Source organism: Hymenobacter cheonanensis, assembly GCF_030581075.1.
Classification (GTDB): domain Bacteria; phylum Bacteroidota; class Bacteroidia; order Cytophagales; family Hymenobacteraceae; genus Hymenobacter.
Genome location: NZ_JAUQSW010000007.1, coordinates 200422 through 219711, shown reverse-complemented (window position 1 = coordinate 219711; position 19290 = coordinate 200422). Strand labels below are relative to the sequence as shown.

Below are 19290 nucleotides of genomic sequence, written 5' to 3'. Positions count from 1 at the left end.
CGCGCCTACGCATAAACCAGAATCATACTGCACCAGGGGGTGCCTGGGTGTCAAGTTGGTGTCGTAGCCGGTCGGGTGCTTTGATATAAGCCCGATTTAACTCGCGCAGGTTTACCTACCCGTTTTTCATCATCGGCACCGGAAATTTTCTGCTCAACCACACCGGCTGGGTCAATATCCACCTGGTCGAGCCCAACTCCCTGGCCTGGGGCCTGGCAGCGGAGCTGCTCACGCTAAGTATCCTGCTCACAATTCGGTATCGCAACGCCCAGCGGCAGAACGCGGCGTGGCGGGTGCGCCACCTGCGCGAGCGAGCCGCGGCCGGGCAGCGCCTTATTGCGGCGCAGGACGAGGAGCGGGAGGCCCTCGCCCGGGAGCTGCACGATGCCCTGGCCCCCGGCCTGACCGCCCTGCACCTGGCCTGGCAGGGCCGCTCAGTGCGCCAGGCCCTGGCGCACCGAGCGGCCCTGCTGGCGGAGGCCCACGAACACACCGAAGCCTTGCTGCGGCAGCTACGGCACGATGTGCGTACGCTGAGCCAGGCGCTGCTGCCCAACCCGCCGGGGGGCGAGCAGCCCCCGCTATCCGAAGCAGTGGTGCTGCTAACGGAAACGCTCAGCCTGACCGATGATGGCCCGGTGGTCGCGTGTTACTGCGACCCAGCTACGGCTAGCCTGCCGAGGCCGGTTCAGCAGGCGGCCTACCGCATCGTAGCGGAGTTGCTGCACAATGCCCTCCGGCACGCGCAGGCGCAGCACGTGCACGTGGAAGTGCAGCGCTTCCCCGCCAGCCTGCGCCTAAACGTGCGGGATAATGGCCGGGGGTTTGACCCGCGGAGCCCCGCCCCCCGGCGGGGCGGCCTGGGCTTGCGCGGGGTGCGGGTGCGGGCCGGCTACCTGCGCGGCCAGGTGCTGGTCAGTACGCAGCCGGGGCGCGGCACGGTCATTACGGTCGAGCTGCCCGTGTAACCTTTTTACCCTGAAACTGACATTATCAGTTTTTGCCTCATGCCCTGTCGCCTGCTGTTGCTTGATGACCATCCGACGCTCACGCCGGGGCTGGCGGCCCTGCTTGGGCAGGAGCCCGACCTGGAAGGAACCGGGCTGCCACTGGCGAGGCGCTGCTGAGCTTTCTGGCCGCGGCGCTAGCCCCGGCCGCCGACCTGGTACTGCTCGACCTGTACCTGCCCCCCAGCTGGACGGGCTGACCGTGAGCACTCACCGGCGCAACCTGATGCACAAGCTGGGGGTGCATAGTGTAGCCGAGCTGGGGCGCTTTGCCCACGAGCATGGTTTTTAAGGGGTTGTGCGATAATAGAAAATTACCTAAAAGTAAGTATTGCCGGCCAGGGTAACGCGATTAACATTTGTGAGACAGTATCTTACCCTAGTGAGTGATTCTGGCATGGTTTCTTCTGTATTCACCCGCTTGGCTGCTGCTACTGAGTTTGCCGCCGTAGCCGCCCTGCGCCTGGCTGCCTACCGCGCCGCACCGGAGTTCACCATGGCCGATGAGGCTGCCGTAGTTCGGTGGGACGGGCTGGTGCTGGTGGCCGACTGCGCCGGGGTAGGACTGGTAGCGACGATGCAGGTAATTGAGTGCGCAAAGCTGCTGGAATTGCAACAAGCCAGTGACTCCTTGCCGCCACCCGATTTTCCTGCCTTTCCGACGCTTTTACTTAATCGGGGCGCTACGTTGCCCGGACGCAATTACATGGGTCTGAATAGTCGGCTACGGCTGGCCGCCCTTGAGATGGCCATGGCCGACACGCGGTTGCAGTCGCTCACTGGCTTCGTGTACGAGGGCGCGCCCCGGCTGAACCTGCTGCGGGAGCTTGGGTATGCGTTCACTCCGGTAGAAAAAACCGCGCACCAACACGTTACCGGCCACACTTCGGAATTCTTTGTCGCCTTGCGGCGGCCGCAGTTTGCGGCGGCGCGGGAGAAGCTGCTACGGGTATTCTGCCCCTAAGCATAACTAACTGAAAGGCATGAAAATATCACTTGCTTGTTTGTTCGTAATTCGGCTGGCTAGCCTGGTTTTGCTATTGCTGCCGGGGCTGGCTAGGGGGCAAAACTGCCAAGAGGAGTACAAGGCAAAATTTATAAACCTCGACTATCTGCTCAATCACCCGTTTGACGGGCGCATCATAACCGATGAAAGTTATGGGCGGTTGCTGTATAAGAAGCAGGTCAGCACCACGGGCTTATCGGTGGCAGAGGGACGGACGCTGGGCAGCAGCTTTACGGTCAGCGACCAAGCGGTTACGCTGAATCTGGGGGGTGTCATTCCCAACACAACTCCTAACATCGCGCTCATCGCCAACGGGCGCTTCACGCCCGACCAGGGCTTCGTGAATCTGTTTTCAAACGCCGGCTCCCCGACGAATTTTGCGGTAGGCGGAACGCTGCTCGTGTTTGGTAACGACCAGTCGAAATTTCGGGAGCGCACCAAGAAAAACCTGCATCAGAAGATGCGGGGGATGCGGGCCATTGACAAATCTAAATGGGCCAATGAGTTGGAGCCGAACACCGAGGCCAGCTTAATGAATACATACGCCCCGCTGATGGCAGACTTCATCACGAAATGGCGCGTGTTTCAAAGCTGGCTCAACAAAGACACTAGGAAGGATGAACATGGACGCACTCGTGCCGACAGATTTTATGATGACGAGTTTGAGCCCCCCGATACGGAAAGCGCCGACGGCCGCGAGTTCTACAAAGATTACTTGGCAGCCGAGTACCTCGTGATGCCCATCCTTAGTGATGAATGGGACAAGTGGAAGCAAGAAAAGGAAATTAGTTATATCAACCAGCAGGTGGGAAAAAACAAGATACCCCCACTCGCTCACAATGCCTCAACAGTCGACACTTTATGTAGCAGTCCTGATTTCCAACACACCCTGAAGGACTTGCTATGTGACCTGAATGAGGCCACCCGCAAGAAGCGGTATCAGGTGTACGACTCGTTGCAACTGGCAGTGAAGTGGTCGAGTCGGTGGCGCTTCTGGGGAACTGGCTCGGTGCTGGGCGGACAAGCCAAACAACCGATTTTCAACGCCGCCAAAGTGGGGCAGACCTACGCCGATACCTACTACGACAACTACTGGCAGCTACAAGCCACTCTTAACAGCGTGTGGGAAACGGAGGTGGTGAATGTGAGTGGGAGTGCCGGGATTGGCACCAATAATCAACTTCAGCTGAACAAAGCCGACCAGCAAACCTATCAGACTTCCAGCCTGCAAGGCACGGCGGTGGTAGTAACGCAGAAGGTTTTATACCCGACTATTCCACCGCACGTACGCTACCTGAGCCTGCAATCGCAACTTACCGTTACGGCAGCCAAGGGCTTGCCCGGCTTCGGCGCTACGGCCGTGTACGAGGCGCTACTGGCAGCCGACACGCACGCCCTGCATAATCTCACGCTGGGAATCGTGGTACCGGTGAAGGCGGGTAGTGGGACGCTGTTGCTCATTCCGCAAGTGCGGGCCAGAAGTGCCAGCTTGCCCAATCGGTGGAGCGCGGGATTTACTCTGACGGCAACCATTCCAACCTTCCTGAAATCATGACCCTGCAAAAACTTACTGATTACCAAGGTGATAAACAGCTTCTGAATGAAATCAAGAACCTGTTAACTCCCAGCTATGCGCGTTTTGGTCATTTTGGGCTCAAGGGCCTCACCAAGGCGGAGCCAGGGATGCGGCATGAGCTATACACCTGCCGCGACGAGGAAGGGCACCTAGCCGCGTTCTTTACGATATGGTATCACACTATCGGCGCTATTCCGTGCTGTCATTTGGGACTGAGCGCCGTGCGCGACACCTACAAAGGCCAAGGGCTGGGCAGCAGGCTCTATACTGCGCACTTTGCTGATTGCAGAAACTTAGAAAAACAGTTGGGGCATCGCATTCTGCTGTATTTCACCACCGCGACGCCTTTGGTATTCAACTGGTTTACCCGGGTTTTAGCGGACCCCGCGCCCACCGCCACCGGCTACATTGACGAGCTGGGGCGCCAGCGCCTGGGCATTATCGCCGAAACGGAGTACCCGCAGGCCTCGTGGGACTCAGCTACGCCCTTTCTGCTCCGCGAAGCAGCGCCCGACATGCGCTACTCGGCCCACGAAACCCAGCGCTTGAGTGAGGTAAGTACCGGCCAGCCCACCAGCTTTTTCAACGCCGTGCAGCTCGACGAAAGCCGGGGCGACCGGCTATTGGTGATTGGCTACGCGCCTAAGGTGGTTTGATTCAAAATAACAACACGAGCATCTATTCCGGAACCCACATGGCTGCTTTGTCACCTACCGTGCGGGCTGGCCAATCGGCCGATATCCCTGGGCTACTAAGCCTCAACCAGCGCTGGCAAAGAAGCCAAGTCGCCACTGCGCAAAATGGATTTCTGGGAGCCGTCTTCAGTTCGATGGTTTTTACGGCGCTAGTGGAAAACCAACAGGTGGTGGTAGCCATGGCGGCCGATGAGGTAGTGGGCTATTATCTACTTAACACGGTATCGACCGACGGCGTACTGGCCACGCACCACCAGGCCGTTGAGACCCTTCGGCAGCAAGGGCAGCTAGCCCCCACTGACCGGGTAGGCACTGGGGCGCAAGCCTGTATCGACCTGCCCTATCAAGGCACGGGCTTGCGACAGCGGCTTTTGCAGCAATTGCTAAAGCAGGTAGCTGGTCGCTTCGACTACCTGTTTGCGACCATTGCCAAGGAAAACACCAAAGCTTTCCGGGCGCATACCGGCGACGGCTGGCAAGTGCGGGGCGAAAATAACCAGCTGTATTACGTGGTGCTGCCCGTGTCTCAGCTGCCTGTCCAATGACTCCTGCAGCCGTTGTTCCGCCTACGCCCCTGCTTTCCCTGGCCGCCACCCGGCCGGGGCTGTGGCTGAAGCTGGAAACTACCAGCCCGGCCGGCTCGATAAAGGCGCGTGGAGTGGCGCAGGTGCTGGCCGACTCGCCTGCGCCTATCGGGCTAACTACTTACAGCACTGGCAACCACGGCATCGCCGTGGCAGTAGCTGCCCAGCGCCTGGGCGTGCCGTGCCGGGTATTTTGCCCGCCCACGCTGGCAGCTTACAAGCAGCAGTTGCTACTAGCGCATGGGGCCACGCTGGTGGCAAGCTCCCTTAATGCCGATGCCGGCCAGGCCGCTGCCGCTCGCGAAGCGGCCACCCTGGGGTGGCTATTTGTGCCACTGGCGAACCATGCCGGGCTGCTGGCGGGCTATGCAACCGTGGTTGATGAAATTGCCCATCAGCTAGGGCCGGCATTTCGGTTGGTGGTGCCGGTGGGCACCGGTTCGCTGCTACGCGCCTGCACCGAACGGGTGGCCGAGCTGGGAATATCCGCCCGCCTCGTGGGAGCCGAACCAACCGCTTACTCGCGCTTTAACCAAACCGCTCCCCTGGCCTTTAGCTCGCCAAGCCTGGCTGATGGCCTGGCTATTAACCATATTTCTCCTTCCAACCAGCCCGCGCTGCAAGCCGCTACACGGGTGGCCGTAACCGAAGCCGCCATTGCGGAGGCCATGCGGCTGACCGCTGCCGCCACGCGCCTGCAGTTGGAGGGCGCGGCAGCCGTTGCTGTTGCCGCCGCGTGGCAGCTCCCCACCAGCCCAGAGCCAGTAGTGGCCCTGGCTACGGGCGGCAATATCGGGGCCGCTCACTTTACCGGAGCTATAGCTAACTTTTCTTATCCAGCCACACACCATGAACCTGGAGAAAATTACTGACTACCACGTTAACAGGGGGTTATTGGCCGAAGTCCAAGCGCTTCTGGCGCCGAGCTATGTGGCTGTTGGGCCGTTTGCGCTCAAAGGAATCGCCTATCCTGTGCCCGGCATGAGGCACGAGTTGTATACGCTGCGCGACGCGGATGGGCAGCTGGCAGCGTTTTGCACGGTGGGCTACCACGACATAGCAGGCTTGCCGTGCGGCTACATGGGCCTGATTGCGGTAGGCGAAGAGCATAGAATCAGGGGCTAGGCCAGCAGTTGTGGCAGGCGCTGCTTCAGAATTGCCGACAAGCGGAAGTTCGCCACGGCCAACGAATTCTATTGTATTTTACCACGGCTAGCCCCATTATATTCGCTTGGTTTACTAATACGTTAGATAAGGCAGCGCCTACACAAACTGGTTACTGCGACGAGTCGGGCCTGCAAGTAGTACGGAGTTTAGTTACTACCCAGTACCCACAAGCCACCTGGGATATAGTTACGCCCTTCCTACTACGTCGGGCCGCGCCCGATGTGCGCTATTCAGAGCGTGACTATCTAAGGGTACAGCAAGTAGCGGCCAGCCAGCCCGGTAGCTTCTTCAACTCCGTGGCCTTGGACGAGCGCAACGGCGACCGGCTGCTGGTGATTGGGTACGCGCCCGTCGTCTGGCTGCGCTACCCGAAAAGCTACTTTGCGCCTACCTAAAAATAGGTATTGCGGGTGCCATAGCTACCTGCTTCTTTTGCGTAGGCATGTAGGTAACCAGTTGAAGGGCAGGCGTAATTGATATGCCCAGATGGTGACGCGGCCATCGGCCTACCACCTGTCATTCCTCTGGTAATTTCCTTGCCCTATGACGCTCGAAAAGCTGACCGACTACCACGGCAACACCGGCCTGCTGGACGAGCAAACAGCCTTGCTGGCACCCAGTTACAAAAGTATCAGCCACTTTGCCCTTAAAGGCCTAACGGAACCGCTGCCCGGCATGCAGCACGAATTGTATACGCTGCGCGATGCGGCCGGCCGGCTGGCGGCCTTCTACACTGTTGGCTACCACTACGTCGAGTATACCCTGTGCTGCTATCTGGGCCTGAGTGCCGTGCGTGACGACTGCAAGGGCCAGGGACTGGGCTCTAGCCTCTGGAGCGCCCACTTTCAGGACTGCCGCCAGCTGGAAGCCCGCATGGGTCATCGCATACTCCTCTATTTCACCACGGCCAGTCCTATCCCATTCCAATGGTTTACCCGCACGCTGGCCGAAGCAGCGCCTGATGCTGCGGGCGACTGTGACGAATTGGGCCGCCAGCGCCTGCGCACCATTGCCACGACGCAGTACCCGCAGGCTACCTGGCGCGCCGCCACGCCCTGGCTGCTGCGGGCCGCCGCGCCCGGCGTGCGCTACTCGGCCCACGAGGCGCAGCGCCTGGACGAGGTAAGCACCGACGGCCCCGCCGGATTTTTCAAGCAAGTGTCGCTCGACGAAAGCCGGGGTGACCGGCTGCTGGTGGTGGGATTTGCTCCTTGATAGCACCACGAAGTAGCAGGCTTGGCAGTGGTAATTCCTCACTAAAAGCAAGTAGAATCGATATGATGTACTTATTCGCCAAGTCAGCAGCAATTCGCCTCGGGTCGTGGGGATGGGTAGTGGGCGCTATCATGCTCTGGCTTTGCGGAGTTGAGCCCGCCAGTGCCTTCGAGTCGGCGGGACACAAGGCCATTGAGCAGCGGGCCTTGGGAATATTGCAGGAGCGGTATACCGCTGCCCTGGCTGCTGCCCTGACATTGCCCCCCACCAGGCAGGACATTATTCGGGAAGTGTATATGCTGCCCAATTGGACCGAGGCCACCGATGCCGTGCCCGCGCCCCGCTCGCAATATCCCGATGCCTCGGGCGAGCGGCAGTTTGCCCAGGACTTGCAAGGCTACCATTTTATGGCGGGCAATAAATCCGTGGTTCGAGCGGCCAACATGGCCAACCTCGATGCGGCTGCTAAACAGCACGTGCTGCTGCTGCAAACCCTGCCCGACTGCCTGCAACTCATGCGCTTTCTGCTATGGGAAGCCTGCTACAACCCGGAAGGAGCCAGCGAATCGGGCCGGGGCGTCTTTGTGCTGCTGCACATCGTGGCCGATTCTTATTCGAGTGAGCATACCACCCGTGATGGCAAGTTCGGCGCCCTGAAAGCCGTGAAGGGGTGGCGACTGTCCCGGCCAGCCTGGCCGCTGGCCGCCCACCAAGCCACTTCGGAGGGCACCCACCGCATGCTGCACGGCGGTATTGGCCACGCCCCCGGCGATGAAGAGTGGTTTGACCCAACCCGCCTTCACAACATGTCGCCGCAGGCCGAGGAAGCAGCCAACGCCTTGGCTGATGTGATGACCCTGTTTTACCGTACCCGCCTTGCGCAGCAGCAATTCCGCCCCCTGTGGGATGCCTCACTTAGCACCTACGCCCGCCCGGGCACTAGCGCGGCCGACTTGGTTGAGCTGCGCGACGCCCTTACCCACACCTACTACCAGTCGGTGCACTACGGCGAACCGGCTTGGGAGTACAACAGCAAGGGGCTTTCAAAAGATAATGACTACCCGCAGCTCGACCCGGCCGGCTACCCCAGCAGCCAGGCCGCCCTGCTGACGGCCTTTCGCAACGCCCGGCCGGTCTATGATGCTTTGGAAACTCAATTGGAGCAAGGCTGGCGCACCGTGCTTAATGACCATTTCCGGCCCTTTGGCAACGCAACGCTTACGGCGACTGCTTTTGCGTACGTCGGCGCTTCCGAGCAGATTGTCCACAAAGAAGTGGGCGACTATATCTTTCACTATCCACCGAAGAGACTACGGGTACCGACTGCGACGGGTGCTGCACCCGGCCCTGTCAATTCCAAGGATGCTTTTGCCTACGATTACCACACCTCTTACACCGTGTTAGGTTTTGGACAATGGGGTAGCAACCGCTCTTCAGCGGCCGTGGGAGGAGAACTGCAATATCATTGCTCGCCGGGGCCGGCTGATGCCAAGAATGGCCTGCTGCACCGCTCCGAATACGGGGTTGCGGTAGCTGTTAAATCCGTTCCCTACCGAAATGAATCGGACGATATCGACCGCTGTCTGCAAACCAATGTGCTTTTTGCTCCCAACCTATTTCCGCTTCCCTACCTCAACGCGGCAGTGCAGGGCCGCATTGGCGGCGGTATAACGACGAATAGTGGCCACGGCCTGGTAACCGGAGTGGACCTGGCGTGGAACATTGGGGCCGAAGATGCTCATTATCCCCTCCGCGTTGTAATCGGCTATGAGCATAATGCCGGCTCGCTGCCTATGCCCGATGTCTTCAGCCTAAAAATCGGGTTCAATAACTGGCACACCCGCATGCCGTGGTAGGCCCAGCCTTCAGCCTACCTGTCTCTGTTCATCCATTTAGCCTATTGCCATGAAAATCAGCTGCTACTTCCAAGTTGCTTCTGCGGCGCTGCTTCTCGATGCAGCCAGTCTAACCAGCTATGCCCAGTCGCCGGATGCCTTGCGCATGCAGGCATTTGCGCAAGGGAGAGCGAATAACTGCATATCGGTCGCGCTGATTAAAGCCGCTATCCAGCATCATGGTATAGGCCAAGTGTTTGATACCCTGCGCACGGGCGACCAGGTGCGGGTGACGCTGCACGATGGCACTGCGCTTGTGCTCACCGACGCCGAACGGCAACAGGCGGCCACCTGGGCCATGTTCAATCAGCCGACAGGAATAGCTCTGCCTGTTACCGAAAGGGCAGCAATCGTCTCCTATGCCAATTTCTGCTACGCAGTGATGGCTAAATACATGCAAACTCAGCAGTGGTACGGCTGCATCGACGACGCAGGCAAAGTCGTTGTCTATGCTCCACTGACCAAGTATAGGCGCGCTTTGCGCAAACTGACCGACAAAAGCATTTGCAGCGATAATGCCTACCGGCATCTGGGTTTGCAAGTGAAAGACTCAACCGCTCCCCGCTACAACCCCGCGCTGCTGTACGCAGCAGCAGTGGCCTACAGCGATAATCACGCTGTGTTTGTGCTCGGCAAGCAGTACGACGACCACGGCAGTTGGGAACCCCTAGCCACATCGGCTAAAGCCGATGACATGGAGTTTGAACCTAAATGGGTTTTTGAATTGAAATAAATTAAAAATCAAATAAGAAAATTAATAATTAAGAAAATGCGCACTCGCCCCCACGCTACTCTGACGAACGCACAATGACCATCCGCCCCGCCGCGCCTGTCGACTTTGAAGCCATCTACGCCATCTGGCTGGAAGGCATCGCCCACTCGTTCGCCGGCTTCGCCCACCCGCCCGACCTGCGCGAGCAGTTCCACCACAATTTTGCCACCTGTCAGCCGCCATTCGGCTTCTGGGTGGCCGAGGAAGCCGGGCAGGTGCTAGGGTGGCAGTCGCTGCTTCCCTGCACTAGTAATCCACTCAAGAGGTACCTGCTGGCCGAGTCGAGCACTTACGTGGCAGCAGATGTACAACTCAAGGGCCTGGGTGAGAGTCTACTGCGAAAGGCGTTGAATGAGGCCGGGATGCGAGAAATTCAATTTGTAATAGGATGGGTACGCACTAATAATAGCGGCATCGCGAAGATGGTAGCCCGTTGTGGCTTTGTGCTTACCCAGCCCGGCTTCGTGCCACAAGTGCCACCACTTACGCACGTTAGTAACCTGTGGGTGTACACGGTACCTACCCCTGAGCATACTATCGCCTTGCCTAATTCATGACCCTCTACCTCGTCACCACCGGCTTTTCAGCTAACACCCTAGAGCGCAACCCTGCTCGACGCCGCCTGCCAGCAACGCGGCCTAGTGTGCGTAACGATGGAAAGCACGACAGCCGACCACCTGACATTGCCGGAGTTGCAACCGGACGACACGATCTACAATGCCACGCGGGGTGGCGTGCGCCTGGAAGAAGGGCTCTGGCGGCCGGACGTGGCCACGTTCTACGAAGGGGCAGTATCCCCACACAGCATCCAGGACACTACCCGCTGGCTACCCGGCCACACCCGTGCCGGGCTGCTGCAGCCGCGGACCATCGCCCACGCCCTCAACCAGCAGTGGACGCGAGCCATACGAGGCGACAACCTGGCTGAAGGCTTCCTCACTACCCTGTATTCGGTCGCCGACCACCAAGTCCTTTGCGCCGCCGTCGAAGTAGCCGTGCTAGTGACCTGCGCTAGCTGACGCGCGCTTACGAGTTCCCAGGCAGCTTATTCGTAACCATTTGCACGCCCTTCATGAAAACCATTTTCTTCGTCGTCAATAAGAATTGGGAGGTAGAGCCGGTGCTCAATGCGTTGACCAGTGCCGAGTTTAGGGCTAAAGGACTGCCTTACCCCAATGAGCTGGACAGTCCCCGCCGTGACGGCGACCACCGCGCCGCGCCCCGCGCCACTTACTACTTCGGCGATGCCCAGGGCATTCAGTTGCGCGCCATCATCTGGTGTCTGCAGGACGTTATGGACCCCACCAAGAATGCTTCCAGCTCGGAAGAAAAGTACCGGGTGCTGCCCACGCTCTACCGCGACTATGCGCCCGTCGACCTGGTGGTAGCGGCCGGCACGGCGGCCTCCGTCGAAGCCACGGCTTCGCTTAACGGCTCAGTGCTGCTGGGCGGGCGCTTCTTGCTGCACGATGCCCGCAGCTTCGACTCCACCTCGACCAGCAACTTCCAGCTGCCCGGCGCCTTCGACACAGTACTGCCCGGCGGCGCGGCTCCGGCGCTGTTTGGCCTGCTCAGCGCGAAGCTGGCCGCGGCCGGCACCGCGCAGCACCTGCTGCCCGTGGCCAACGTGCCGGGGCCCGTCGCGCTGCCCGTCCCGGCCATCCCCCAGGTGCTGCTTGACGAGCAAAGTATTGCCCTGGGCACGCTGAACGTGCTGGACTACACAAAATACGACCAGGCCGATGCCGCTACCCTCGCCGCCTGGGCTGCTACGGGTACCGCACCGGCCGTATCGGTCGAAACCACGCACGGCCTGATACGACTCAGTGCCCCGGCCGGCGTGCCCGTCCTGTTTGCCTCCGGCATTGCCAACCGGGTAGGCTTCTACGGACCGGAAGCGACTAAGCCGCACCGCTACACAGCGGCCTTCAACCTCGGTACGGTGCTGGGCGATATGCTGGTGGCCCTGGCAGCGTCAACCAGTCAGTGGTGATGGGCCGGCTCCGTATCCTCTTCTGCCAGCGCTCAGCTCGGGCGCTGCTGCTGGTCTTTGCCATCGGGCTCTCCTTAGCCCCTGCGACCGCCCAAAATGCTCCCGCCACTTCAACTAGTGGCTACCCAATTATTGCCCTGCAAGGTCGAATGCTCCACCCGCATAGCCGCACGCTGGTTCTTACCGACAACTACGGCAACGAGATTCTGCGCACTCAAACCGCCGCCGACGGGCGCTTTCAGCTGCGGGCCCGCTGGAGCGCGGCCCAGCCGGCCACTCTGCAGCTGGGCGACGAGGTAGCCCGGATGTGGATTTCGCCCGGCGACAACCTGACCATTACGCTCGACGCCCGCCGCTTCGACGAAACGCTGCGCTATACCGGGCGCGGCAGCCGCGTCAACAATTACCGCGCGGCCGAGGTGCTGGACCAGAACCGCCAGCAGCAACAATACCGCCAGACCCTGGCCGGCCCCGAAGCAGCTTTCCGCATCTGGCTGGCGGCCACCAAGCGCCACGACGCGGCCCGCCTGGCGGCGGCCTTCCCGCACCCTGGCCCGCTGGAAAAGCCGTTTGTGGACTACCAGCGGGGCGAGCTGTACTTCCTGCGCCACCAGGGTTGGGAGCGCCGCTGGCCCGGCGACCGCCTCACCCGGCCGGGCATGGTGGCCCCGGTCTTCCAGGCCAAAAATCAGACTGGTAAGCACTTAGACTTGGCCGCCCTGCGCGGCAAGGTGGTGTACGTGGACTTTTGGGCCAGTTGGTGCGGCTTCTGCCTGGTGGAAGCCCCAGCCGCGCGCGCCCTGCACGCCGCCCTGGCTGACTACGCCAGTGAAGTAGCCTTCCTGAACGTGAGCCTGGACGACGACTGGGACACCTGGCAGTGCGCCCTGGAAAAGAACGGCATTGAGGGCCTGAACGTGGTTTCGCCGGATTCGGGCCGGGCCACCGCTGGCGTGGCGTACCGGCTGCCCTCGCTGCCGCGCTACGTCCTCATCGGCCCCGACGGGCGCATCCTCGACGGCAACGCGCCCCGCCCCAGCAGCGGCCAGGTGGAAGGGCTTATCCGGCGGGCGCTGGCCTCTGCCAATTCACCTGGCAAAACCGGCAAGCCATGACCTTGCCCGGACTCGAACACGAACAGCTTTTTGCCGCGCTACTGCTGGCGCAGGCCACGGGCGCCCGCTGGGTGAATGGCAACACGGAGCCGCACCGGCAGTTGCACCAATTAGGTTTCGTGGTCGTGGGCAGTACTATTCGGGTCGAGGTCGCCCCAATGATATTTGACTTCCAACCCTACACCTGCGACCTACACACGCAGCCCCGGCAACTGGCTGCTGCCTGGGCCGCGCTAGGGGTACCAGGCCGCCGGTAAGCTGACGAATCCGGCAACGGTCAGCTACCTATTTCTAGGTATTGGCTAGGCCTATGGGCTGAGTTACTTTTGGCTTTTCCGACTCGTAATGCCTACAATGTCAGCCCCCTACCGTATCCTCTCACTCGACGGCGGCGGCTCCTGGGCCCTGATTCAGGTGCGCTGCCTGCAACAGCTGATGCCCTGGGCTACTACCGGCCATCAGGTGCTGCGCTGCTTTGACCTGGTAGCGGCCAACTCGGGCGGCAGCATTGTGCTGGCCGGGCTGGTGGCCGATATGCCGCTGGCCGACATCCTAGCGCTGTTTGAAAATGAAGCCGTGCGGCGCGACATCTTCGCGCCCACCGATAAGCTAGGCTGGCGGCTCGAACATGCCCTGGCCGAGGCTAGCGGCGACTGGCTGCCGGCCGTGGGCCCCCGGTACTCGACGGAGCGCAAGCTGGCGGCCCTGCGCCAGCACCTGGGCGTGCTCAACGGGCTGTGCCTGCACAACGTGCCCGACCGCGTAAGCCAGCCCGGCAGCGGCCGGCCGGGGCCGCACGTACTCATCCCGGCCTTTGACTATAATCGCCAGCGCTCCACCTTTTTCCGCTCCGACCAGCTGAGCCGGGGCGACAGTGCCGTGCTGGCCGACGTGCTGGCCAGCCGCCCGCCCGCCCCCGCCACCGGCCACCCGGTGGAGCTGCTGGCCGCCGTGCACGCGTCGAGTACGGCCCCGGTCAACTTCTTTGATGCCACGGCCGCCGTCAGCATCGGCGGGCAGGACAGCTACCTGTGGGACGGCGGGGTGGCCGGCTACAACAACCCCGTGCTGGCGGCCGTCACGGAGGCTTTGTCCAACGGGCATCCGGCCGCTAGCATCCAGGTGGTGTCCGTTGGCACCGGGGCCAAGGTTTTTCCGGTGGCGCAGGCCGGCCAAACCGCGGAGTATGACTCGCTGCTGACCGCAGCCAAAGCCAACGAGGGCTTTTTCCGCGATGTAGTGAAAGTCGCCTCCGCTATCGTGGGTGCCCCACCCGACTCGGCTTCCTACGTAGCCTTCACCACGCTTAACCCAAACTTTGCCCACGCGGGCTTTCAAAGCCGCAATTTTATCCGGGCCAACCCGGTGGTGCAGCCTCGGCTGGAAAACAACACCTGGCACGCGCCACCCAGCTACGACGAAACGACTATCAAAGCCATTTGCGCCCTGGAGCTGGATGCCGTAACCAACGAAGAAGTGAAGCTGGTGCAACGCATTTGCGAGGACTGGCTGGCGGGCCGGCTGCCCAACCAGCCCGTTCGCGCCGATGCCGAGCTGCGCTGTTTAGTAGGCCAACCCTTGTTTGCAGACGTGCAGCGCCTGTTTAATGAGCTGTTCCCTTTCGCTTCCTGACCAATGGGCATAGCGATAATTGGTTTTGGCCACTACCTGCCGGCGCGGCGCGTGGGCAACCCCGAGCTGGCCGAGCGCTTTGGGGTGAGCGAGGACTGGATACTGGCCAAAACCGGCATCCGGGAGCGGCGCTACGCGGCGGCCGACGAGGCCACCTCGGACCTGGCCGTGGCCGCCGCCCGCGACTGCCTGGCCCGGGCCGGCGTAGCTGCTTCCGAGCTGGACTGCCTGCTGGTAGCCACCATGACGCCCGACCAGCCCTGCCCCTCCACGGCGGCCTTGGTGCAGCGGCAATTGGGCGCCGTCCGCGCCTGGGGCTTCGACCTGATGGCGGCGTGCAGCGGCTTTCTCTACGCCTTGCAGGTGGGCGCGGCACTCATTGAGGCGGGTACCTGCCGCACGGTGCTGGTGTGCGCGGCCGATAAGATGAGCAGCATCATTGACCCGCTCGACCGCAAAACCACCCTGGTGCTGGCCGATGGGGCCGGCGCCTGCCTGCTGCAACGCAGCGACACCGCAAACCACCTGCTGGGCATGCGTTGCCAGCTCGATAGCACGTGCCTAACCGATATCGTGGCCCCGGCCGGGGGCAGCCGCCTGCCCGCTACGCCTGCCCTGGTAGCCGCAGGAGCGCACTACCTGCGCTTCGTAAGCCGGCATATTGGCCCCGAAGTGCTGCGGTTGTTCGGGCAGGCTATCCGAGAGCTGCTCGCCGACCAGCGCCTGACCCTGGCGCAAGTGGATTGCCTGGTGCCGCACCAAGCCAACTTGCGCCTGCTCGAAGCGCTGGGTGACGACCTGGGCCTGCCCGCCAATAAGCTACTGGCCAACGTGGCCGATATCGGCAACACCAGCGCCGCCACTATACCGCTAGCCATCTCGCAGGCGCTACGCAGCGGCCGGCTGCGCGGCCACGAAACGCTGCTGCTGGCTGCCGTGGGCGCCGGCTATACCTACGCGGCGGGGCTGATTAAACTGCATCTTTCACCGTCTGCTTGATTAGTATGGCTCACACTATTGAAATCCGCCGGGCCACGGCCGCCGATGCCCAGGGCATCTACAACATCTACCGCTACTGGGAGGAGCACTACGTGGACGCAGAAAAAACCAAGCGTTTTTTTACGCTTAAGAACCCCTATACCGTGGCAAAAATTGAGCGGATAGTGGCCGAAAGTGAAGCCGTCGTAGCCGTAGCCGACGGCCAGGTGGTAAGCTTTTACTTTACCAACCCCTTTTTCGACCCCGGCGACCTAGCAGAGCGCAAGGCGGTAGTTGAGCGCCTGATTGCCAACGGCACTCTCCCGGCTGGCCGCTACGCTACTTGTCTGCTGTCGAGCACAGCAGAACCCTACCAGGGCCGCGGGCTGAACGCGAAGACCCTGCATCTGCTGCGAGAAATTTCGAAAGCCAAATACGACTACTTCGCGGGCATCATGGCTTATCACAATCACAATACCCACGCCAGCTCGCTGAAAATGGGCTGGAAGCACTACGGCGACGTGGGCATTGGCTTGCTGGCCATTATCGCCACCGACTCGGCAAATACAGCACTGCACCCCTAGCTGTTTTTCAATGAACACCCCTACGAAGCTGACGCCGCAGCTGCTCGCCGACGCCTCGCGGCTACCCGAAATCTACGCCCTGCGCGTGGCGGCGTGGGAGCAGTCGCCCGGCCAGCCCTACGTCAATCGCGAGTTGTTCCCGCAGGGCTGGTCCGATGCGCTTGATACCCACCGCGGCGCGCGGCATTGGGTGGTCGAGGACGAGGGACGGCTGGTGGCGGCGGCCCGCGTGGTGTTGCTTGATACCCTTTAGGAAAGCGGGCAGCCCGACTTTAACCGCTTTGAGCTGCCGGCGGGGCGGCCCTGGGGCTACCTCTCCCGGCTAGTCATTCTGCCCGCCTACCGGGGTCAGGGGTTGGCCGGGCAGTTCGACCAAATCCGCATGGCCTTTTTGCAAGACACCGGGGTGGCGTTTGCGCTAGGGGCCAGCTTCCCAGGCCGGGTGGCCCAGTTGCAGCAGCAAGGCTGGCGGGAGCTGGGTCCGGTGGTGTGGCGTGCGGCCGACCCGGTGCCGCCCATCCCCAACCACCACTTGTGCATCTGGCAGCCCGCTAGCCCCTAGCCTACCTAGTTTTAGGTATTGCTTCTCCCAAAAATGTCACGCTTCTTTGCACACCTTATTTTTCACCCCACTCGCCCAGTGCCTATCACCATCCGTTTGGCCACTGCGGCCGATTTTGATGCCGTAGCGGCTTTGCGGCTGGCCGCCTACCGGGCGGCCCCGGAGTTTACGATAGCCGACGAAGCGGCCGTGACCCGCTGGGACGGGCAGGTGCTAGTGGCCGACTGCTCGGCTAATGGACTGGTGGCCACCATGCAGTACATCCCGTGTCGCTCGCTCGCCGACCTGGCCCACTTCAATGGCTCCCTGCCGGCAGTGGAGTTCAAGGCTTTTCCAACCCTGCTGCTCAACCGGGGGGCTACCCGACCGGGCCGGCACTACCAGGGCCTCAACAGCCGCCTGCGGCTAGCGATGCTGGAAACTGCCCTAGCCGACCCGCAGCTGCAATCCCTGACCGGCTTTGTCTATGCTGGCGCCCCGCGCCTGAACCTGCTCCGTGCGCTGGGCTACTCCTTCTGCCCGGTAAGCGGCGCGGATATAACCTTCGGGGAGCACACCGAAGAGCTGTTCGTTGCCTTGCCACGCACCCAGTTCGCCATCGCTGCCGAGCAGCTCCGCCAGATGCTGGCGCTGGCGTGAAGCAATTGGTTTATACCCGCGCCTTTCCCTATGAACCGGTTCGACAACCTGATTTACCGCTACAATGCCCTGGTAACCCTGGTGGCCGCCGTGGCTTACAACCAATCTATTGAGCACCTCACGAGCCGGGGCTATTCGGTGCCCTCGCTGCTGGTATACCGCGGCATTTTGGGTTGTGCCCTGGTGGCCGCGATAGCCCGCTGGCAAGGCCTGCGCATCTGGCCGCAGGCCCCGCGCGCGCAGGCCGTCCGGTTCTTCAACTCCGGGCTCGCGCTGCTGCTGGCCTTCGAGTCTTTCCGCCGCCTGGCGGGGGTAACGGTTTCGACCATTCAGCGGCTGGATATTCCGTTCGCCGTTATTCTGGCGGTGCTGCTGGGCCAGCGGGCCCGCGATGGGAAATTCCGGCTCTCGCTGCTCGTGCTGGCGCTGGTGCTCTCCTCTTTCCTGTTTGCGGGCAAAATAGACGAAGACCCGCTCGGTTTGGCCATGGCAATTTTCGCGGTGGCGATGACGGCCGTCGCCTATTTGCTGGGCAAGCAAAGTGTCGCGGTTGAAAACAACCTCACGGTCATTAACACGACCAATCTGGGCTGCTTCGCCGTGGGGCTGGCCGTGTGGGGGCTGGGCGGACACCTCAGCCCCATCCACGTGGCCGACCTGTGGCTATTTGCCGTGTCGGCCGTGACCCAGTTTCTGCTCAACTACACCATGGCCGTGCTCTTTCGCCACCACGATGTGACGCGGGCGCAACGCCCGTACCTGTTGTCGTCGGTGGTTATCCTGGGCCTGGAAATGCTGACCGAGCACAAGTGGTTTGCGCCGCTGCACATTGCGTTTGTGCTGGCCGTAGTGGGCATCGTCTACCTGGTAACGCTGCCCGACGCCATACGGCCCTGGGGCTATCTGAAGCGGCCGCTCAGCTGGTGGCGGCGCGTCGACCCGGATGCGGAAGTACTGGTAACGTAAGATGTACGTCGTTTTCTGGAGGTGCTTAAGTAAAAACGGACGGCTAGGGGTCTGACGGAGGAGATAACCCGCCTGAGCAACGCGTCAGGCCCTGGTAGCCGGACTCCCAGCGCAACGCTGGCAACTAAGCGTTACTTCACCCGGTCGGACGCGCAGACCTGGCTGGCCGCTGCTCGGTACAGGCCCAAATAATAGCTGAGGATGTACCCGGCGAGTACATGTCCTGATTTAGCGAGCTACCTCGGATATACTCGCCATGGCGCGACAGGCAAGCTTCGTTAAGCATTTGTTTTTCAGTTGGTATACCCTCGTAACCTGCATAAGACTATGGCGGATGACTCTAAGCAAAGTTCTGGCTTGAATGATTTTGAAATCAAACAGTATGACGTACTGCGAGCCGAGATTGATGCCGACGTGGCCGAAACCCGGTTGCTGGAACGCATAGCCCTAGCAGGCACTGGCGCGGTGTGGACCTGGTTGGCTACGGTTAAGGACAGTGGCCAACGTTTCGTAGCAGACCACCCGATTGTCTGGTTAATCCCCGCCTTTTTTGCGCTTCTGGGGGGGCTCCGGTGCCTGGCCCTGTTGCACTATATTTTGCTACGGGCCGCTTACATACGGAAGATGGAAGCAGCTGCCCCAAGAAGCAGTGAGCAGTTGATAGGATGGGAAACGTATTTGCAGCAAATGAGTGGGAAGGGTTTGCGCGTGAGCAGTGGCGCGGTGGCTATCTGGGTGATACTGTTTACGGTTTCCGTCTGGGTAGCCCGGCAACAAGGCTGGCTGAGTGTTTTTTGTGAAGATTGTGCTTTCTGGAGCCTTTTCGTGATACTCCTGCTGATTGGCAGAATAGGGTTAAGCACGGTCAACAGTGAATTAGAAAAAGTACTAAACACCAAGTAGG

General features: G+C 61.1%; 23 protein-coding genes. All 23 read left to right on the top strand.

What is annotated here, in order from left to right; genetic code table 11:
• The first annotated feature begins 293 nt into the window (after window positions 1–293).
• The gene (locus Q5H89_RS14880) at window positions 294–968 is read left to right on the top strand and encodes a sensor histidine kinase (protein WP_305020131.1); all 675 of its coding nucleotides are present in this window, start codon (window positions 294–296) and stop codon (window positions 966–968) included.
• 460 nt (window positions 969–1428) lie between these two features.
• Window positions 1429–1971: a hypothetical protein gene (locus Q5H89_RS14875; RefSeq protein ID WP_305020130.1), complete on the top strand. Its 543-nt coding sequence runs from the start codon at window positions 1429–1431 to the stop codon at window positions 1969–1971.
• A gap of 19 nt (window positions 1972–1990) precedes the next feature.
• Window positions 1991–3568 (top strand): hypothetical protein, encoded by a 1578-nt coding sequence (locus tag Q5H89_RS14870; RefSeq protein WP_305020129.1) that lies wholly within the window; start codon window positions 1991–1993, stop codon window positions 3566–3568.
• Window positions 3565–4245, top strand: coding sequence for a GNAT family N-acetyltransferase (locus tag Q5H89_RS14865; protein WP_305020128.1), 681 nt, complete (start codon window positions 3565–3567; stop codon window positions 4243–4245). The genes Q5H89_RS14870 and Q5H89_RS14865 overlap by 4 nt, the downstream gene beginning before the upstream one ends.
• Before the next feature lie 191 nt (window positions 4246–4436).
• Window positions 4437–4829: a hypothetical protein gene (locus Q5H89_RS14860; protein ID WP_305020127.1), complete on the top strand. Its 393-nt coding sequence runs from the start codon at window positions 4437–4439 to the stop codon at window positions 4827–4829.
• Complete coding sequence (locus Q5H89_RS14855) at window positions 4826–5740, top strand: PLP-dependent lyase/thiolase (RefSeq protein WP_305020126.1); 915 nt, start codon at window positions 4826–4828, stop codon at window positions 5738–5740. The genes Q5H89_RS14860 and Q5H89_RS14855 overlap by 4 nt, the downstream gene beginning before the upstream one ends.
• Entirely contained in the window at window positions 5718–5993 is a 276-nt protein-coding gene (locus Q5H89_RS14850; protein ID WP_305020125.1) for a hypothetical protein, read from the top strand. The genes Q5H89_RS14855 and Q5H89_RS14850 overlap by 23 nt, the downstream gene beginning before the upstream one ends.
• A gap of 585 nt (window positions 5994–6578) precedes the next feature.
• Window positions 6579–7250 (top strand): hypothetical protein, encoded by a 672-nt coding sequence (locus Q5H89_RS14845; protein ID WP_305020124.1) that lies wholly within the window; start codon window positions 6579–6581, stop codon window positions 7248–7250.
• A 131-nt stretch (window positions 7251–7381) separates the two neighbouring features.
• Window positions 7382–9106 (top strand): hypothetical protein, encoded by a 1725-nt coding sequence (locus tag Q5H89_RS14840; RefSeq protein ID WP_305020123.1) that lies wholly within the window; start codon window positions 7382–7384, stop codon window positions 9104–9106.
• A gap of 49 nt (window positions 9107–9155) precedes the next feature.
• Entirely contained in the window at window positions 9156–9878 is a 723-nt protein-coding gene (locus Q5H89_RS14835; RefSeq protein WP_305020122.1) for a hypothetical protein, read from the top strand.
• A 74-nt stretch (window positions 9879–9952) separates the two neighbouring features.
• On the top strand, window positions 9953–10474 hold the full coding sequence (locus Q5H89_RS14830) for a GNAT family N-acetyltransferase (protein WP_305020121.1): 522 nt from the start codon (window positions 9953–9955) through the stop codon (window positions 10472–10474).
• Window positions 10475–10651: 177 nt separating this feature from the next.
• Entirely contained in the window at window positions 10652–10936 is a 285-nt protein-coding gene (locus tag Q5H89_RS14825) for a hypothetical protein (RefSeq protein WP_305020120.1), read from the top strand.
• Window positions 10937–10989: 53 nt separating this feature from the next.
• Window positions 10990–11910: a hypothetical protein gene (locus Q5H89_RS14820; RefSeq protein WP_305020119.1), complete on the top strand. Its 921-nt coding sequence runs from the start codon at window positions 10990–10992 to the stop codon at window positions 11908–11910.
• A gap of 149 nt (window positions 11911–12059) precedes the next feature.
• Window positions 12060–13025: a TlpA family protein disulfide reductase gene (locus Q5H89_RS14815; RefSeq protein ID WP_305020118.1), complete on the top strand. Its 966-nt coding sequence runs from the start codon at window positions 12060–12062 to the stop codon at window positions 13023–13025.
• Window positions 13022–13282: a hypothetical protein gene (locus Q5H89_RS14810; protein ID WP_305020117.1), complete on the top strand. Its 261-nt coding sequence runs from the start codon at window positions 13022–13024 to the stop codon at window positions 13280–13282. The genes Q5H89_RS14815 and Q5H89_RS14810 overlap by 4 nt, the downstream gene beginning before the upstream one ends.
• Window positions 13283–13379: 97 nt before the next feature.
• Entirely contained in the window at window positions 13380–14657 is a 1278-nt protein-coding gene (locus tag Q5H89_RS14805) for a patatin-like phospholipase family protein (protein ID WP_305020116.1), read from the top strand.
• A 3-nt stretch (window positions 14658–14660) separates the two neighbouring features.
• Entirely contained in the window at window positions 14661–15656 is a 996-nt protein-coding gene (locus Q5H89_RS14800) for a 3-oxoacyl-ACP synthase III family protein (protein WP_305020115.1), read from the top strand.
• A gap of 5 nt (window positions 15657–15661) precedes the next feature.
• Entirely contained in the window at window positions 15662–16219 is a 558-nt protein-coding gene (locus tag Q5H89_RS14795; RefSeq protein ID WP_305020114.1) for a hypothetical protein, read from the top strand.
• Window positions 16220–16229: 10 nt separating this feature from the next.
• Window positions 16230–16472, top strand: coding sequence for a hypothetical protein (locus Q5H89_RS14790; protein WP_305020113.1), 243 nt, complete (start codon window positions 16230–16232; stop codon window positions 16470–16472).
• 129 nt (window positions 16473–16601) lie between these two features.
• A complete protein-coding gene (locus tag Q5H89_RS14785; RefSeq protein WP_305020112.1) occupies window positions 16602–16781 on the top strand; it encodes a hypothetical protein in 180 nt (59 codons plus the stop codon).
• 78 nt (window positions 16782–16859) lie between these two features.
• The gene (locus Q5H89_RS14780; RefSeq protein ID WP_305020111.1) at window positions 16860–17420 is read left to right on the top strand and encodes a hypothetical protein; all 561 of its coding nucleotides are present in this window, start codon (window positions 16860–16862) and stop codon (window positions 17418–17420) included.
• Window positions 17421–17450: 30 nt separating this feature from the next.
• Window positions 17451–18386: a hypothetical protein gene (locus tag Q5H89_RS14775; RefSeq protein ID WP_305020110.1), complete on the top strand. Its 936-nt coding sequence runs from the start codon at window positions 17451–17453 to the stop codon at window positions 18384–18386.
• A 327-nt stretch (window positions 18387–18713) separates the two neighbouring features.
• A complete protein-coding gene (locus Q5H89_RS14770) occupies window positions 18714–19289 on the top strand; it encodes a hypothetical protein (protein ID WP_305020109.1) in 576 nt (191 codons plus the stop codon).
• Window position 19290 lies beyond the last annotated feature (1 nt).

Coding starts and splice junctions, on each gene's coding strand:
- Q5H89_RS14790 (WP_305020113.1), top strand. CDS start 16,230: ATGAACACCCCTACGAAGCTGACGCCGCAGCTGCTCGCCGACGCCTCG.
- Q5H89_RS14810 (WP_305020117.1), top strand. CDS start 13,022: ATGACCTTGCCCGGACTCGAACACGAACAGCTTTTTGCCGCGCTACTG.
- Q5H89_RS14835 (WP_305020122.1), top strand. CDS start 9,156: ATGAAAATCAGCTGCTACTTCCAAGTTGCTTCTGCGGCGCTGCTTCTC.
- Q5H89_RS14820 (WP_305020119.1), top strand. CDS start 10,990: ATGAAAACCATTTTCTTCGTCGTCAATAAGAATTGGGAGGTAGAGCCG.
- Q5H89_RS14805 (WP_305020116.1), top strand. CDS start 13,380: ATGTCAGCCCCCTACCGTATCCTCTCACTCGACGGCGGCGGCTCCTGG.
- Q5H89_RS14770 (WP_305020109.1), top strand. CDS start 18,714: ATGGCGGATGACTCTAAGCAAAGTTCTGGCTTGAATGATTTTGAAATC.
- Q5H89_RS14830 (WP_305020121.1), top strand. CDS start 9,953: ATGACCATCCGCCCCGCCGCGCCTGTCGACTTTGAAGCCATCTACGCC.
- Q5H89_RS14840 (WP_305020123.1), top strand. CDS start 7,382: ATGCTCTGGCTTTGCGGAGTTGAGCCCGCCAGTGCCTTCGAGTCGGCG.
- Q5H89_RS14850 (WP_305020125.1), top strand. CDS start 5,718: ATGAACCTGGAGAAAATTACTGACTACCACGTTAACAGGGGGTTATTG.
- Q5H89_RS14785 (WP_305020112.1), top strand. CDS start 16,602: ATGGCCTTTTTGCAAGACACCGGGGTGGCGTTTGCGCTAGGGGCCAGC.
- Q5H89_RS14795 (WP_305020114.1), top strand. CDS start 15,662: ATGGCTCACACTATTGAAATCCGCCGGGCCACGGCCGCCGATGCCCAG.
- Q5H89_RS14815 (WP_305020118.1), top strand. CDS start 12,060: ATGCTCCACCCGCATAGCCGCACGCTGGTTCTTACCGACAACTACGGC.
- Q5H89_RS14865 (WP_305020128.1), top strand. CDS start 3,565: ATGACCCTGCAAAAACTTACTGATTACCAAGGTGATAAACAGCTTCTG.
- Q5H89_RS14870 (WP_305020129.1), top strand. CDS start 1,991: ATGAAAATATCACTTGCTTGTTTGTTCGTAATTCGGCTGGCTAGCCTG.
- Q5H89_RS14775 (WP_305020110.1), top strand. CDS start 17,451: ATGAACCGGTTCGACAACCTGATTTACCGCTACAATGCCCTGGTAACC.
- Q5H89_RS14800 (WP_305020115.1), top strand. CDS start 14,661: ATGGGCATAGCGATAATTGGTTTTGGCCACTACCTGCCGGCGCGGCGC.
- Q5H89_RS14855 (WP_305020126.1), top strand. CDS start 4,826: ATGACTCCTGCAGCCGTTGTTCCGCCTACGCCCCTGCTTTCCCTGGCC.
- Q5H89_RS14845 (WP_305020124.1), top strand. CDS start 6,579: ATGACGCTCGAAAAGCTGACCGACTACCACGGCAACACCGGCCTGCTG.